A 14,794-nucleotide genomic window follows, 5' to 3' on the forward strand; every position below is an offset into this window, starting at 1 on the left:
GCCCCCCGCTCGATGGGGCTCGAAACCGCCGGTAACAATCACGCGACAGGGCGCTCACCATCAAGCGTAATATGCTGCTATTTCAGCTTTGTTACGGCATCTCCGTTCACTCGATCGGCGTACAGGGGTGTCGACGCTTTCGACAAGGCCGCATGGTCATGGTGCCGTTCAGGTCCCGTTGGCCGGATCGCAAGCTCGCCATGCTCTGCTGCCGCATGGCAACGGCTGTCTCCCGGGAGGACCGGCGCATGGAACTGCGCACCGTCGAGGAGCTGATGGACCTGCTGTACGCGTGCCGCGGCACACGGAAGGACCGGGACCGCCCCGGCGGCACCGGCGCGGACCCGCACGACCACGCCCTGCGGACCGCCGCGCTGCTGCGCCGGAGCCGGCCCGCGGACAAGGAACTCCAGGTGGCCGGGCTGGTCCGGCCGGTCGCCGGGCTGCTGATGCCGGGCGATCCGGCGGGGGGCGCCGGCCGCGCGGCGGACGCGGTACGGGAGCTGCTCGGCGCGCGGGTGGCCGGGCTGGTCCGCCGGCACCCCCGGTACGGCCTTCGGGCGGACGACGACGTCCTCGCCCTGCGCACGGCGGACGAGGAGGCCCGCACCGCCTGTTTCGACGCCGGCGTGCTGGAGGACTGGCGCACCGTGCTGGAACTGCTGGCGGCCCGTTCCGCACGGCTGGGCAGGGTCGACTGACGGCCGCGGGGGTGTCCCCCGCCTTCGTCACCAGCGGCTGGGCGCGTAGTCCTTGAGGAAGACGCCGTACAGGTCCTCGCCCGCCTCGCCGCGCACGATCGGGTCGTAGACCCGGGCCGCGCCGTCGACCAGGTCGAGCGGGGCGTGGAAGCCCTCCTCGGCCAGGCGCAGCTTGTCGAAGTGGGGACGCTCGTCGGTGATCCAGCCGGTGTCGACCGAAGTCATCAGGATGCGGTCGGTGTCGAACATCTCCTGCGCGCTGGTCCGCGTCACCATGTTCATCGCGGCCTTGGCCGCATTGGTGTTGGGGTGCCCCGCGCCCTTGTAGCCGCGGGCGAACACGCCTTCCATGGCCGAGACGTTGACGACGTACGCGCGCCCGGCGGCCGCACGGCGCGCGGCCTCGGCCATCGCCGGACGCAGCGCGCTGATCAGGATGAACGGCGCCGTGTAGTTGCACAGCTGGGTCTCCAGCAGCTCCACCGGGGAGATCTGCTCGATCGTCTGGACCCAGGTGTTGGAGTCGACCACGTCCGGCACCAGCCCGCCCGCGTCGATGGCGGTGCCGTCCCGGTGCCGCTCCACGCTGGCGTTGCCCGCGACCAGGGCGAGGTCGGCCACCTTCTGCGCGTCCAGTCCGCTCACCCCGGCGGGCAGCGCGGTCAGTCCGTCGACCGCACCGGAGTTGAAGGCGCCGATGACGTGGTGGGCGGGCAGCTCACCGGCCGGCAGCGGGGCGCTCTCGCCCTCGACGAGCGCGGCGTACGCCGACGGCAGGCGGCGCACCGTCTGGGTGGCGTTGTTGATGAGGATGTCCAACGGGCCCTGCTCCGCGACCTGCTCGGCCAGCGCGACGGCCTGGCCGGGGTCGCGCAGGTCGATGCCGACGACCTCCAGGCGGTGCATCCAGTCCGCGGAGTCGTCCATGGCCTTGAAGCGGCGGATGGCGTCCTTGGGGAAGCGCGTGGTGATGGTGGTGTGGGCACCGTCGCGCAGCAGCCGCAGCGCGATGTACATGCCGATCTTGGCGCGGCCGCCGGTGAGCAGCGCCCGCTTGCCGGTGAGGTCTGCGCGGGCGTCGCGGCGGACCCGGTTCTCGGCGGCGCACTCCGGGCAGAGCTGGTGGTAGAAGTAGTCGACCTCGACGTAGCGGGTCTTGCAGACGTAGCAGGAGCGGGGGCGCTGGAGTATCCCCGCGATCCGGCCGGACTCCACCCGCGAGGAGGGCAGGATGCCCTCGGTCTCGTCGTCGATGCGGTCGGCGGAGCCGGTGGCGGTGGCCTCGGTGACCGCCTTGTCGTGGGCGGTCTTGGCGGCCCGGCGCTCCTGGCGGCGGCGCTGCTTGACCGTGCGGTAGATGTGTGAGGTGGCCCTGCGGACCAGGATCGCGTCGGGGTGGTCGACGTCGAGCTTGTCGAGCTCCTCCAGCACGCCGAGGCAGACGGCCAGTCGTTCCGGGTCGATGCCGGGCCCGTGTGCCGCCGCCTGCGCGGCCTCGGGGCCGTTCTCTGTCACCGTCATCGCCGCTGCCGTTTCCCGCTCTTCCGTCGCGGCGCTCCGTTCGCATCCGCTGTCGAGCGGGGGATTTTACTTCAGCACCGGGCCGCAGTACCAAACCGCGGCCGGTCAGTGATCGCAGACGGCGGCCAGCGTCGTCACCTCCTCGGTGAGCGCCCGGGCCAGGCGGTCGAGGTCCGGGACGGCCACGCCGTCGGCGACCAGGCCGTAGTGGACGCTCCCGCGGTAGGTGGAGACGGCGACCGCGAGCGAGTGGCCCGGGGCCAGCGGCGCGAGCGGGAAGACGGCGCCGAGCGGGTCGCCGCCGAGCTTCAGACCGAAGCCGGGCAGCGGCACGCTGGTGACCAGGACGTCGAACCAGAGCCGGGCCGCCTGTCCCAGCAGCGGACCGCCGAGCCGGTGTCCGAGCGGCGGCACATGCTCGGCGAGCAGCGCGACCGCGCCCGCGCCGCGGTGCGGGCCGGCCTCCTTGTTGCGGTCCATCGCGGTACGGACCCGGGTCAGGCGGGTGACCGGGTCCTTCTCGTCGACCGGGAGCCGTATCAAGTACCCGGAGAGCCGGTTGCCCTGCGGGTGGGCGGTGCGCGGCCGGCGCCGGGAGACGGGGATGAGGGCGCGCGGGGCGACGCCCTCGCTGCCGTCGCCGCGCTCGTCGAGCCAGCGGCGCAGGGCTCCGGCGACGACCGCGATCGTGACGTCGTTGACGGTGCCGCCGGCGCTCTTGCGGATCCGGTGCACCTCGTCGAGGTCGACGACCGCGCCCGCGGTGCGCCGGGTGCCGCTGGGCGCGCAGGTCAGCGCGGGCGAGGAGCGCATGTCGAGGGTGGAGCGGGCGACGGCGGCGCCGATGTCCAGGGCCCGGCCCGCGTCGGACAGGGCGTCCCGCACCAGGCCGGGGACCTCGCGCACGTCCGGGAGGAGTCCGCGCGGGGGCGGGGCGGGGCGCGGCCGGGGCGCGGGCAGGTCCATGGGGTCCATCAGCGCGGCGGCGAGGGTCAGGGCGCGCAGTCCGTCGGCGAGGGCGTGGTGGAACTTGAACAGGACGGCGATGCGGGCGCCGCCCTCCTCCGGCAGCACGTGCGCCTCCCACGGCGGACGGGTGCGCTCCAGGGGGCGTCCCATCAGTTCGCCCGCGGTGGCGTGGAAGTCGGCGACGGGCGTGTGCAGCCGGACGTGGTCCAGGGGGTCGAAGCCGGGGTCGGGCTCGCGGGCGGCGCCGCCGAAGGCGAGCGAGCCGCGGACGACGGAGGTGAGCGGGCGGCCCAGCGCGGCCGTGAGGGGCTCGCCGGGGGTGGGCAGGGAGCGGCGCAGCGCCGACAGCGAGCGCCGTAGTCCGAGCGGCTGCCAGGTGTCGCGGATGCGCATCCGCAGCCCCGGCACGGCGGCGGCCCGGGCGGCCAGCAGATCCACCGCGTGCGCGGCCGCCGAGGGCGAGCCGGCGGAGAAGACCCCGAGCGCCGCGAGGTGCATCGGGTGACCGGCGGACTCGAGGTTCCAGAACGCCAGGTCGAGGGGGGCGAGCGGGTCTGCGGTCATGAGCGGGGCCTCGCATCGGCGACGGGAACGGATCAGCAGTCAATCGCTCCCGGCCGATTACGGTCAAGTACGATCTGGCTACACATAGTTAACAGCATGTGACGACTCCGCCCCTTCCGCCGTTACGGCAGAAGGGGCGGAAACCTGGTCATATGCGGCCCCGAGGGGCGTTCCGGGCGTCCGACGGGGTGACGCACGCCACCCGGACGCACGCCACCCGGACGGGCGGGTCACCCCTCACTACGGGTTTGTCAGTCCGTGGACGGGCAGCCCGCGGGCCGGTCCCGGGAGGCGTCCCGGATCAGGTCCCGCTGCGCCGCCCGCACCCGCTTCACGTCCGGCTTCATCACCCGCCGGTCGTAGGTGAGCAGACCGTTCAGCTCGCCCTCCACGTCGGAGATCTGGGTGTAGACGGCGCCGTTGCCGCCCTGGCACACCAGTGCCCGCACCTCGTCGAGCTTGGTGAGGTAGTCGTCGGTGTAGGTCGCCGGGTCGACGTCGACGTACGACTGCTGCACGGACCAGGCGTGGCCGGGCACGGCGAGGCCGAGACCGCCGTACTCGCCGCTGACGAGGGCGCGTTCGCCGTCGGGCCGGGGCGGCAGGGCGGGGCTCGGGTAGCCGTGCTCGTCCATGATGTCGCCGGTCCCGCCGTCGATGCCCAGGTTCAGCCCGGACTGGCTGTTGACCAGCCGGCTGGGGTCCCAGGACTTGGCCTGCGCGGCGATCCGGCCGACGTCGTACTGGCCCCAGCCCTCGTTGAAGGTGACCCACATGACGATCGACGGGCTGCTGATGTGCTCGTCGATCATCTCCTTCATCTCGCGCTCGTAGCGGGCGCGGGCCTCGGCGTCCGGGGTGCGGGCGTCCCGCATGGAGGGCATGTCCTGCCACACCAGCAGTCCGAGGCGGTCGGCCCAGTAGAACCAGCGGTCGGGTTCGACCTTGATGTGCTTGCGCACCGAGTTGAAGCCGAGCTTCTTGTGGGCCTTGAGGTCGTACGCGAGGGCCTCGTCGGTGGGGGCGGTGTGCAGGCCGTCGGGCCAGAAGCCCTGGTCGAGGGTGGCCATCAGGAAGACGGGCTTGCCGTTGAGGACCGTGCGCGGCACTCCGTCGATCTTCTCAACGGCGATGGAGCGCATGCCGAAGTAGCTGTTCACGCGGTCGGCGCCGACGCTGACCTTCAGGTCGTACAGGAACGGGTCGTCCGGCGACCACAGGCGCGGCTTCTTGATCTTCAGCGTGAGGGGCTGCCCGGTGCGGCCGGTGGCGGTGGCGACCTTGCGCCGTCCGTCGTACGCGGTGGCCCTGACCGGCAGGCCGGCGCGCACGCCCGTGGCCTCGACGGTGAGCCGTTCGCCCTTCACGTCGGGGATCAGCCGGAGGGAGTCCACGTGGTCGCGGGCGACCGGCTCCATCCAGACCGTCTGCCAGATGCCGGAGCTGGGCGTGTACCAGATGCCGCTCGGGTCGAGGCGCTGCTTGCCCATCGGCGGGTTCTCGCCGTCGGCGGCGTCGGTCGGGTCGTAGACGCCGACGATCAGCTCCTGGGGGCCGCTGCGCCTCAGCGCGTCGGTCACGTCGACGGAGAACTTGTCGTAGCCGCCCTCGTGCGCGGTGACCTTCCTGCCGTTGACGTAGACCTCGGCGCGCCAGTCGACCGCCTGGAAGTTGAGGCGCAGCCGCTTGCCGGAGCCGATGTGCCAGTCGCGCGGGACGGTGAAGGTCCGGCGGTACCACATGCGGTCCTCGTGCCGCTGGATCCCGGAGAGCTGGGACTCCACCGGGTAGGGCACCAGGATGCGTTCCTTCAGCGTGCGGCCCACGGGCGGGCGCTCGCCCTCCTCGGCGGCCGCGAACTGCCAGCGGCCGTTGAGGTTGCGCCACTGGGAACGGGTGAGCTGCGGGCGCGGGTACTCGGGGTGGGCGTTGCCGGGGCCCACCTCGTCGGCCCACCCGGTGCGCAGCTCGTGGGTGGAGCGGTTGGGTCCGCTGCTGAGGAAGGCGTCCACGGGGTCGCCGTCGGCGGCCTTCAGTCCGCCCTGGCCGTCGTACTGGATGTCGGCGCTGCCGCGGGCGGTGCCGGCCTTGTTGCCGACCACGGGCTCGGCGAGGGTGACGAGCAGCGCCCGCGGGTCGGCCGGGTCGGGTTTCGCCGAGGTCAGCGGCCACCGGGCGCCGCCGATCACCGCGTTGATGTGGTCGGTGAAGTCGGCGGGCGGTGTGGCGAGCGGCTTGGGGAAGTCCAGCTTGAGCGTGCGTCCGGAGGCAAGGACGGTGGCGGCGAGGGCACCGTCGTAGTCAAAGCCGTCCGGGAGGCGGAACGCCGACCGGGGCACCGGTGCCTTGGTGCCGCCGGGCGGGGTCCAGCGCAGGTGGAAGTTGGAGCCCCCGTAGTGTTCGAAGTACTCGACCTTGATGTCGTGGGCGCGGCCGGCGGTGAGCTGGACCGGCTCGGAGGTCTGCTCGTTGTCCCAGTCGTCGATCCAGTGGTCGATGACGAGGGCGCCGTCGACCCACAGCCGGAAGCCGTTGTCGGAGCTGACCGAGAAGGTGTGGGCGCCGGTGGTCTCCGGCACGAGCTTGCCGGTCCAGCGGACGCTGACGTCGTCGGCCCGGCCGGTGGTGAGGCCGAGGCGGGGTTCCAGGTTGTCGAAGTCGAGCTGGGGGTCGAAGGCGACGGCCTTGAGTTCGTGGAAGTCGAAGGCACCGGGGGCGGAGTGGGTCCAGTACTCGCCCTTCAGCCCGTGGACCTCCACCGGGTCGTCCTCCGCGGCGGCCGAGGCGGGCCCGGTCGCGGTGAGGCCGGTGACGCCCAGCGCCGTGGCCAGGAGGAGGGCGAATCGGTTCCTGAGTCGTCTGCTGCGCACGGATCCTCCGTCGGTGAGGAAGTGACGGCTCTCGCTCTGCATGTTCTGTTCTGTGCGTTGTCAGTCCAGTACAACGTTGTCAAAGAACAGCACTTGGCATAACAGCACGGATTCTTCCATCAGTCCAGGGACATGACAAAGGCCCCGGTCGTCACACGCGACCGGGGCCTCCTCGAGAGCCGCTACGGCACCAACTGCCCCTTGCCGAGCGCGATGACGCCGCCCTTGGACACCGTGTACAGCTCCGCGTCGCGTTCCGGGTTGACGCCGATCGTCGCGCCCGGCGGCACCTCGACGTTCTTGTCCAGCACCGCCCCGCGCACCACGGCGCCCCGACCGACGTGCACGTTGTCGTGCAGCACCGACCCCTGCACCACCGCACCCGGATCGACCACCACGCCCGGCGACAGCACGGACCGCGTGACCTGCCCGCGGATCAGACAGCCGGCGCTGATGATCGACTCGCTCGCCATGCCGCCGGCGTTGAAGCGGGCCGGGGAGAGCTGCCCGGAGTGGGTGTAGATGGGCCACTGCCGGTTGTAGAGGTTGAACGCGGGGCGCTCGGCGATCAGGTCCATGTGCGCGTCGTAGTACGCGTCCAGGGTGCCGACGTCCCGCCAGTAGCCCTGGTCCCGGCTGGTCTCACCGGGCACGTGGTTGGAGCTGAAGTCGTACAGGTGCGCCTCGCCCCGGTCGGTGAGCTGGGGCAGTATCGAACCGCCCATGTCGTGCACCGAGTTCTCGTCCTCGGCGTCGCGCTGGAGGGCCTCGACGAGCGCCTTGGTGGTGAAGATGTAGTTGCCCATGGAGGCGAACACGCACTCGGGGTCGTCGGCCAGCCCGGGCGGGTCGGCGGGCTTCTCCAGGAAGCGGTCCACGGTCTGCCCGTCCGAGCCCGGGGTGATCACGCCGAAGGCGGAGGACTCCGAGCGCGGCACCCGGATGCCCGCCACCGTGACCCCCGCGCCGCTCTCGATGTGCTGGGCCAGCATCTGGCGCGGGTCCATCCGGTACACGTGGTCCGCGCCGAACACCGCCACGTACTCGGGCTGTTCGTCGTGGATCAGGTTCAGCGACTGCAGGATCGCGTCGGCGCTGCCCAGGTACCAGCGGGGGCCGAGGCGCTGCTGGGCGGGGACGGGGGTGACGTAGTTGCCGAGCAGGCTCGACATCCGCCAGGTGGTGGTGATGTGCCGGTCCAGCGAGTGCGACTTGTACTGGGTGAGCACGCAGACGCGCAGGATGTCGCCGTTGACGAGGTTGGACAGCACGAAGTCGACGAGCCGGTAGGTGCCGCCGAAGGTGACCGCGGGTTTGGCCCGGTCGGCCGTCAGGGGCATCAGGCGCTTGCCCTCGCCGCCGGCCAGCACGATTCCCAGGACCGAAGGACCACCACGCCGCATGGCCGCTCCCCTCACGCCGATGTTTCCCAAGACTGCCCCGGACGGACCGGGCTAAGCCTGTTTGAGGATCTCCTCGTAGAGGAGGACCGTACGCCGGGCCACCGCGTCCCAGCCGAACTCCGATACCGCGCGTTCCCGTCCCGCCTCGCCCATCCGCCGTGCCGTGGCGGGGTCGCCCAGGACGGAGTCGAGGGCCCGCGCGAGGCCCGCCTCGAAATCGTCGTCCGCGTCCACGAGTACCCCCGTCGAGCCGTCCGCCACGACCTCGGGGATGCCGCCGACCCGGGAGGCGACGACCGCGGTGCCGCAGGCCATGGCCTCCAGGTTGACGATGCCGAGCGGCTCGTACACCGAGGGGCACACGAAGACGGCGGCATGCGTGAGCAGCTGGATCACCTCCGGACGCGGCAGCATCCGCGGGATCCAGTGCACCCCCTCGCGGACCCGGCCGAGCTCCTCGTGGAGCTCGCGGAACTCACGGTCGATCTCGGGCGTGTCGGGGGCGCCCGCGCACAGCACGACCTGCGCGTCCGGGTCGATGCCGCGCACGGCCCGCAGCAACTGCGGCACGCCCTTCTGCCGGGTGATCCGGCCGACGAACAGCACATAGGGGCGGGAGCGGTCCAGGCCGATCCGGTCCAGGGCGTCGGTGCCGGGGTCGGGGCGGTACAGCTCGGTGTCGATGCCGTTGTGCACGACGTGCACCCGGCCGGGGTCCAGGGCCGGGTAGCAGCCGAGGATGTCCTCGCGCATGGCGGCGGACACGGCGATCACCGCGTCGGCGGCCTCGACGGCGGTGCGCTCGGCCCAGCCGGACAGGGCGTAGCCGCCGCCGAGCTGCTCGGCCTTCCAGGGGCGCAGCGGCTCCAGGGAGTGGGCGGTCATCACGTGCGGAATGCCGTACAGCAGCTTCGCCAGGTGGCCGCCGAGGTTGGCGTACCAGGTATGGGAGTGGACCAGTTCGCGGCCCTCCAGGGCGGCGGCCATGGCGAGGTCCACGGAGAAGGTGCGCAGCGCGTCGTTGGCGCCGTCGAGCGTGGGCCAGGGCCGGTGGCGCAGCACGCCGTCCGCCCGGCCCTCGCCCCAGCAGTGCACCTCCAGGTCCACCAGCGGGCGCAGCTCACGGGCGAGGAACTCCACATGGACTCCCGCGCCGCCGTACACGTCCGGGGGGTACTCCCTGCTCAGCAGTCCCACTCGCACCCGTGAACCCCCTGTCTGAGCGGACGTCCCCCTCATGGTCACTCAGACGGGGCGCGTGGGGAAGAGCGGGGCGGCCGTACGAAGCAACAGTCGCCGCAGACTCCCCCGCCGGGCACCCGGTAGTACAGGCAGCAGCTGCGGCGCCGGAAGCCGGTGCCGGTGAGGGTGCCGGCCCCGGCGAGCCGCGGGTCGGCGAGGAGTTCCCGGGTCAGCCGGGCGGCCCGCTCGGCGACGTCCGTACGGCCGTGGCCGCGCGCCCAGTCCACCGGCCGGCGGGCGGCGCCGACGAGGGCGGAGGCCGCGTTGCCGCGCAGCAGTCCCGGGGCGAGCCGGTGGCGGGAGCGCAGGGCCGCCGCCAGGGGTTCGAGGTGGCCGGTCAGCACCAGGTCCGCGAGGGTGGGAGCGTCGCCGGGCAGCGGACGCACCTCGGTCAGCCACAGGTCGTCGGGGGCGCCGGCCGCGAGGTCCCAGCGCAGCAGCCGCGGGTCCAGGTCGGGGACGGCACCGTGGAGTGCGGCGGAGCCCAGGGCGACGGACCACAGCCGGGCGGCGAGCCCCTGGTGGGCCACCGACGCGGCGACCCGCGGCTCGGTGGTGCGCAGGGCTCCGGCGACCGTGCGGACCCGCGAGGTCAGGAAGTCGCCCTGAACATCCGCGGGTCCCGGGACGTATGCCTGTGCGAGCGTGGGCAGGGAGCGGCCGGGAACTCCTGCCGTGCGCAGGGCGTGAAAGCCACCGAGCCGGTGGAGGGCGGTGAGGCGGGGGTCGAGGTCCACGACGTGCAGTAGTACCAAGTCCCTTAGGGGCGCAACCAGGGGCCCGCTGTCGCGGGGCACCCCTCCAGGGGATGACGGGGCCGTCGTCGTACTCCATCGGCAGTAGGACTCATTGAGTGCTCAGGGACGACGACGGGAACAGCCTGGCACGGCATCGTGTTGGTCATGAAAGCCGACCGTTCGCCGCGCCGGGTTCGCTGCCCCGGCCTTACGCAGAGGAGCAGCCGATGAGCGCCCTCGCGTTGTCCGTGGTGCTGTCGTTCGTGTCCGCCGTGGCGTACGCCGGCGGTGCGATCGTGCAGGAGCAGGTCGCGGTGTCCTCGTCCGGGGCGCAGCAGTTCGCACCGCTGCGCCGGCCGGGCTGGTGGGCGGCGGTCGCGCTCAACGGCCTGGGCGGGGTGCTCCACGTGGTGGCACTCGCCTACGGGCCGCTGAGCATCGTCCAGCCGCTGGGCGCGCTGACCATCGTGTTCGCGCTGCCCATGGCCGCTCTGTTCGTCCGCCGCAGGGCCGGGGCGACCGCGTGGCGGGGCGCCATCATGGCGACCGTGGGTCTGGCGGGCCTGCTGGCCCTGGTCGGCGCGTCCGAGGCGCAGTCGCTGAACGGCACGCAGCGGGTGGCGGCGGCGCTGGGCACGGCGGGTGCGGTCGTGGCGCTGATGGTGGCGGCCAGGGCCGTGCACCGTCACCCGGCGGTGCGCAGCATTCTGCTGGCGACGGCGTCCGGTGTCGCGTTCGGCATGTCCTCCGTCTTCACCAAGACCGTCGCGGTGGACTGGAGCGGCGGGGTGTCGGCCGGCGATCTGCCGTCGATGGCGGTCATCGGCGTCCTGGCGACCGCGGGCCTGCTCCTCTCCCAGGCCTCCTACCGGGGTGCCGGACTGGCCGCCCCGCTGGCCACGCTGACGGTGGTGAACCCGGTAGTGGCCGCCGCGGTCGGCATCACGATGTTCGGCGAGACCTTCCGTTACGGCTCGACGGGCACGGCGCTGGCACTGAGCTGCGGCGTGGTGGCGGCCGGCGGGCTGATCCTCCTCACGACGGAGCGGCTGGCCCGCGAGCAGCAGGAGGCGCGGACGGCCGGTACGGAAAGCGCCGTGCCGCAGCCGGTGCCCGGCGCGGGGAGCCTCGTACCGGAGCCGGTGCCCGACTCGGTTCCGGCCGACCGCTCCCCGGCCGTCGCCGGCGGGCCGGCCGTGGGCGACCCGACCGAGCGGCTGCTGGCCGAGCTGGCGCTGGCCGAGGGTGTGGGGCTGCCCGCACCGCGCGGCGCACCGGAGGGCGAGGATCCCGCCATGCTGCCGCTGGTCTCGTACGCCCCCTTCTACGGCGGACCATACGTCCCGGCAGGCGGGCTGGACCGGCACGCGGCGCGCGTCAAATCCTGACGCCGCCCGCCCTCAGATAGGCGACCGGGTCGACGTCCGATCCGAAACCGGGCCCCGTCCGCACCTCGAAGTGCAGATGCGGGCCCGAGCTGTTGCCGGTGGAGCCGGACCGGCCGATGCGCTGCCCCGCGCCGACGGACTGACCGTTCCGCACGGAGATCGCCGACAGGTGCGCGTACTGGCTGTAGCGGCCGTCGCCGTGGCGGACCACGACCTGATAGCCGAACGACCCCTCCCAGCCGGCGCTCACCACGGTGCCCGCCGCGACCGACTTCACCGACGTGCCGGTGGGGACGGGGAAGTCGACCCCCGTGTGATAGCCCTTCGACCAGGCGGATCCGGCCTTGTGGTACGGCGTGCCGGGGGCGGCGCCGACGGGGGCGACCCGTTTCCCGCCGGTCGTGGCGGCGCGGTCGGCGCGGTCGTCGGTGCGCTGGGAAGAGGACTTCTCGGTCTTCTTCTCGGCGGTCTTCTTCTCTGTCTTCTTCTCGGTCTTCTTCTCGGTCTTCTTCTCGGTGCGTTCCCCGGCCCTCTTGCCGGCCTTCTTCTCGGCCGGCTTCGACCCGCTCGTGGAGGGCTTGGCCGTGCCGCCGGACAGGGTGAGGCGCTGGCCGGGGATGATCAGGTCGGCGTCGTCGCCGATGGTCGAGCGGTTGGCGTCGTACAGCCGTTGCCAGCCGCCGCGGATCCGCTCGTCCGCCGCGATGCCGGAGAGCGTGTCGCCGCGGACCACGGTGTACATCTCGGCACGGCCGGCCCGCGACTGGGGTGTGGTGTGCGGTTTGACGTCCTCGACGGTGGGTCGGCTCTTCTTCTTGCCGGCCGCCGTCGTGCCGTTCCCGCCGGAGGTGTCGGCGGCCGGCCGGATGTCGGGGGCGCTGCCGCCCCGCGTCAGTCCGGCCCGCTCCGAGCAGACCGGCCAGGCGCCGGGGCCCTGTCCGTCGAGCACCTTCTCGGCGACGGCGATCTGCTGGTCCTTGGTGGCCAGATCCGCACGCGGCGCGTACCGGGTGCCGCCGAACGCCTCCCAGGTGGACTGGGTGAACTGGAGCCCGCCGTAGTACCCGTTGCCGGTGTTGATGTCCCAGTTGCTGGTGGACTCGCAGGCGGCGACCTTGTCCCAGGTCTCCACGTCGGCGGCCTGAGCGGCGCCGGTGCCCATGAGCGGGAGCGCCATCCCGGCGCCGCCCGCGGTGACGGTGAGCGAGGCCCTGTTGATCCTGTTCGGCTGATACCGGCGATGCCGGCCGCGGACGGCCATGGAATCCCCCTCGACAATGCGTCAGGAGGGGCAAAAGTAAGCGTTGCGAACTGGCCGTGACAAGGCGCCTATCGGCCGCACGGATGCGCCAAGTGGCCGGGAATTTTCGCCCCTTGCGCCCCTGTTGACGCCTTCGAGCGCGTGTGCGCGGGCGGATGTGCCCGTCCGCGGGGGCACGCGGGAGCGCGCGCCGGCCGGGCGCGCTGGGCGGGGAGGCGCGGTGAGCGGCAGTACCGGGCGTCGGGAACGACGGCTGAGTACGACGTGTGTCTTCGCCCGTATGTGCCTGCGCGACGTTCGACCGACCCGCGCATGCGCAGGCAGGTGCGGCACGTCAGGATGGTCGATGGCAGGACTGACGGGCGCCGGCCGGCAGTACCCGGCGCAGCGGCAGTACCCATACCAGGTCACTAGGAGCCACCCCAATGAGCAGTTCAGCGCAGATCGGCGTCACCGGGCTCGCGGTCATGGGCCGCAACCTCGCGCGCAATTTCGCCCGCAACGGCTACACGGTCGCCCTGCACAACCGGACCGCGGCGCGCACGCACGCGCTGGTGGAGGAGTTCGGACACGAGGGCAGCTTCGTGGCGGCCGAGACGGCCAAGGAGTTCGTGGCGGCTCTGGAGCGGCCGCGGCGCCTGGTCATCATGGTGAAGGCCGGTGAGCCGACGGACGCGGTCATCGAGGAGTTCGCCCCGCTGCTGGAGCCGGGCGACATGATCATCGATGGCGGCAACGCCCACTTCGCGGACACCCGGCGGCGGGAGAAGGCGCTGCGCGAGCAGGGCATCCACTTCGTGGGCATGGGCGTCTCAGGCGGTGAGGAGGGCGCGCTGCACGGGCCGAGCATCATGCCGGGCGGGCCGAAGGAGTCCTACGACTCCCTGGGCCCGATGCTGGAGAAGATCTCCGCCAAGGCCAAGGACGGCTCCCCGTGCGTCACGCACGTCGGCCCGGACGGCGCCGGACACTTCGTGAAGATGGTGCACAACGGCATCGAGTACGCCGACATGCAGCTGATCGGCGAGGCGTACCAGCTGCTGCGGGAGGTCGCCGGGTACAGCCCCGCGCAGATCGCGGAGATCTTCCGCACCTGGAACACCGGGCGGCTGGACTCCTATCTGATCGAGATCACGGCCGAGGTGCTGTCGCACGTGGACGCGGCGACGGGCAAGCCGTTCGTGGACGTGGTGGTGGACCAGGCGGAGCAGAAGGGCACCGGGCGCTGGACCGTCCAGATCGCGCTCGACCTGGGCGTGCCGGTGTCCGGCATCGCCGAGGCGGTGTTCGCGCGCTCCCTCTCCGGCCACGCGGCGCTGCGCGAGGCCTCGCGCGGGCTGGCGGGCCCGACGGCCACGCCGATGAGCGAGGCGGAGGCGGCGGCCTTCGCGGACCGGGTGGAGCAGGCGCTGTACGCGTCGAAGATCGTGTCGTACACGCAGGGCTTCCACATGATCGCCGCGGGCAGTGAGGAGTACGGCTGGGACATCGACCTCGGCGCGGTCTCCGCGATCTGGCGCGGGGGCTGCATCATCCGGGCGGCGTTCCTGGACCGCATCCGCGCCGCCTACGACACGCGCGCGGACCTGCCCAGCCTGCTGTCCGACAAGACGTTCGCGCAGGAGATCGCCGAGGCGCAGGACGACTGGCGCGAGGTGCTGATCGCGGCGACCCGCCAGGGTGTGCCGACCCCCGGTTTCGCGGCGGCCCTCGCCTACTACGACGCCCTGCGCGCGGAGCGGCTGCCGGCCGCGCTGACCCAGGGTCAGCGGGACTTCTTCGGTGCGCACACGTACCGGCGCACGGACCGCGAGGGCTCGTTCCACACGCTGTGGGGCGGGGACCGGTCGGAGGTGTCCGCGTAGGGCGCGAGACCGGGAGGGGGCGGTGGACGGTCACGGGCGTCCACCGCCCTCCTCTCTCTGTGCGCGACGCGTTTCACCTCGGTTCACGTCAGCGGTGGTCCGGGCTCCGGGTTCGGGGGCGGCTCGGGGCCCGGCGGGATCGGTGACGGCGGCGGCTCGGGCGGGCCCGGGTGCGGCGGGGGCGGACCGGGCGGCTGCGGGCCCGGGCCGGGCGGCTGCGGGGTGGGCTCCGGGCCGGGGCCCGGCGGTGGGGGTGTCGGGGTGGGGCCCGGC

10 protein-coding genes are annotated in these 14,794 nt (G+C 72.7%); 3 read left to right on the forward strand and 7 right to left on the reverse strand.

Annotation, left to right across the window (positions count from 1 at the left end):
* Positions 1-248 precede the first annotated feature (248 nt).
* Positions 249-701: a hypothetical protein gene (locus tag AC5L3C_RS02595; protein WP_493653720.1), complete on the forward strand. Its 453-nt coding sequence runs from the start codon at positions 249-251 to the stop codon at positions 699-701.
* 27 nt (positions 702-728) lie between these two features.
* On the opposite strand, the gene AC5L3C_RS02600 is transcribed toward AC5L3C_RS02595, so the two are convergent.
* The 6 genes from AC5L3C_RS02600 to AC5L3C_RS02625 form a co-directional block, all read right to left on the reverse strand.
* Positions 729-2,222 (reverse strand): SDR family NAD(P)-dependent oxidoreductase, encoded by a 1,494-nt coding sequence (locus tag AC5L3C_RS02600; RefSeq protein WP_493646605.1) that lies wholly within the window; start codon positions 2,220-2,222, stop codon positions 729-731.
* A 105-nt stretch (positions 2,223-2,327) separates the two neighbouring features.
* Positions 2,328-3,755, reverse strand: coding sequence for a wax ester/triacylglycerol synthase family O-acyltransferase (locus AC5L3C_RS02605; RefSeq protein ID WP_493646606.1), 1,428 nt, complete (start codon positions 3,753-3,755; stop codon positions 2,328-2,330).
* A 251-nt stretch (positions 3,756-4,006) separates the two neighbouring features.
* Positions 4,007-6,625: a PA14 domain-containing protein gene (locus tag AC5L3C_RS02610; RefSeq protein ID WP_493653722.1), complete on the reverse strand. Its 2,619-nt coding sequence runs from the start codon at positions 6,623-6,625 to the stop codon at positions 4,007-4,009.
* Positions 6,626-6,807: 182 nt separating this feature from the next.
* Positions 6,808-8,028 (reverse strand): glucose-1-phosphate adenylyltransferase, encoded by a 1,221-nt coding sequence (gene glgC, locus AC5L3C_RS02615; RefSeq protein ID WP_125502155.1) that lies wholly within the window; start codon positions 8,026-8,028, stop codon positions 6,808-6,810.
* A 51-nt stretch (positions 8,029-8,079) separates the two neighbouring features.
* Complete coding sequence (gene glgA / locus AC5L3C_RS02620; protein WP_493646607.1) at positions 8,080-9,231, reverse strand: glycogen synthase; 1,152 nt, start codon at positions 9,229-9,231, stop codon at positions 8,080-8,082.
* Between the two features lie 38 nt (positions 9,232-9,269).
* Positions 9,270-10,007: a (2Fe-2S)-binding protein gene (locus AC5L3C_RS02625; RefSeq protein ID WP_493646608.1), complete on the reverse strand. Its 738-nt coding sequence runs from the start codon at positions 10,005-10,007 to the stop codon at positions 9,270-9,272.
* A 227-nt stretch (positions 10,008-10,234) separates the two neighbouring features.
* Between AC5L3C_RS02625 and AC5L3C_RS02630 the strand changes: the two genes are divergently transcribed.
* Positions 10,235-11,395 (forward strand): DMT family transporter, encoded by a 1,161-nt coding sequence (locus tag AC5L3C_RS02630; protein ID WP_493646609.1) that lies wholly within the window; start codon positions 10,235-10,237, stop codon positions 11,393-11,395.
* Here the strand turns inward: AC5L3C_RS02630 and AC5L3C_RS02635 are convergent.
* On the reverse strand, positions 11,385-12,656 hold the full coding sequence (locus AC5L3C_RS02635; protein WP_493646610.1) for a transglycosylase family protein: 1,272 nt from the start codon (positions 12,654-12,656) through the stop codon (positions 11,385-11,387). The genes AC5L3C_RS02630 and AC5L3C_RS02635 overlap by 11 nt on opposite strands.
* Positions 12,657-13,081: 425 nt before the next feature.
* Between AC5L3C_RS02635 and gnd the strand changes: the two genes are divergently transcribed.
* Positions 13,082-14,521 carry an NADP-dependent phosphogluconate dehydrogenase gene (gene gnd / locus AC5L3C_RS02640; protein ID WP_125502163.1) on the forward strand — a complete coding sequence of 480 codons (1,440 nt, stop codon included), beginning with the start codon at positions 13,082-13,084 and terminating at the stop codon, positions 14,519-14,521.
* Positions 14,522-14,794: the final 273 nt, after the last annotated feature.

The organism is Streptomyces speibonae (assembly GCF_984686075.1).

Excerpts from the sequence above, each read along its gene's own strand:
- AC5L3C_RS02595 (WP_493653720.1), top strand. The coding sequence starts at position 249 with ATGGAACTGCGCACCGTCGAGGAGCTGATGGACCTGCTGTACGCGTGC.
- AC5L3C_RS02600 (WP_493646605.1), bottom strand. The coding sequence starts at position 2,222 with ATGACGGTGACAGAGAACGGCCCCGAGGCCGCGCAGGCGGCGGCACAC.
- AC5L3C_RS02605 (WP_493646606.1), bottom strand. The coding sequence starts at position 3,755 with ATGACCGCAGACCCGCTCGCCCCCCTCGACCTGGCGTTCTGGAACCTC.
- glgC (WP_125502155.1), bottom strand. The coding sequence starts at position 8,028 with ATGCGGCGTGGTGGTCCTTCGGTCCTGGGAATCGTGCTGGCCGGCGGC.
- AC5L3C_RS02630 (WP_493646609.1), top strand. The coding sequence starts at position 10,235 with ATGAGCGCCCTCGCGTTGTCCGTGGTGCTGTCGTTCGTGTCCGCCGTG.
- AC5L3C_RS02635 (WP_493646610.1), bottom strand. The coding sequence starts at position 12,656 with ATGGCCGTCCGCGGCCGGCATCGCCGGTATCAGCCGAACAGGATCAAC.
- gnd (WP_125502163.1), top strand. The coding sequence starts at position 13,082 with ATGAGCAGTTCAGCGCAGATCGGCGTCACCGGGCTCGCGGTCATGGGC.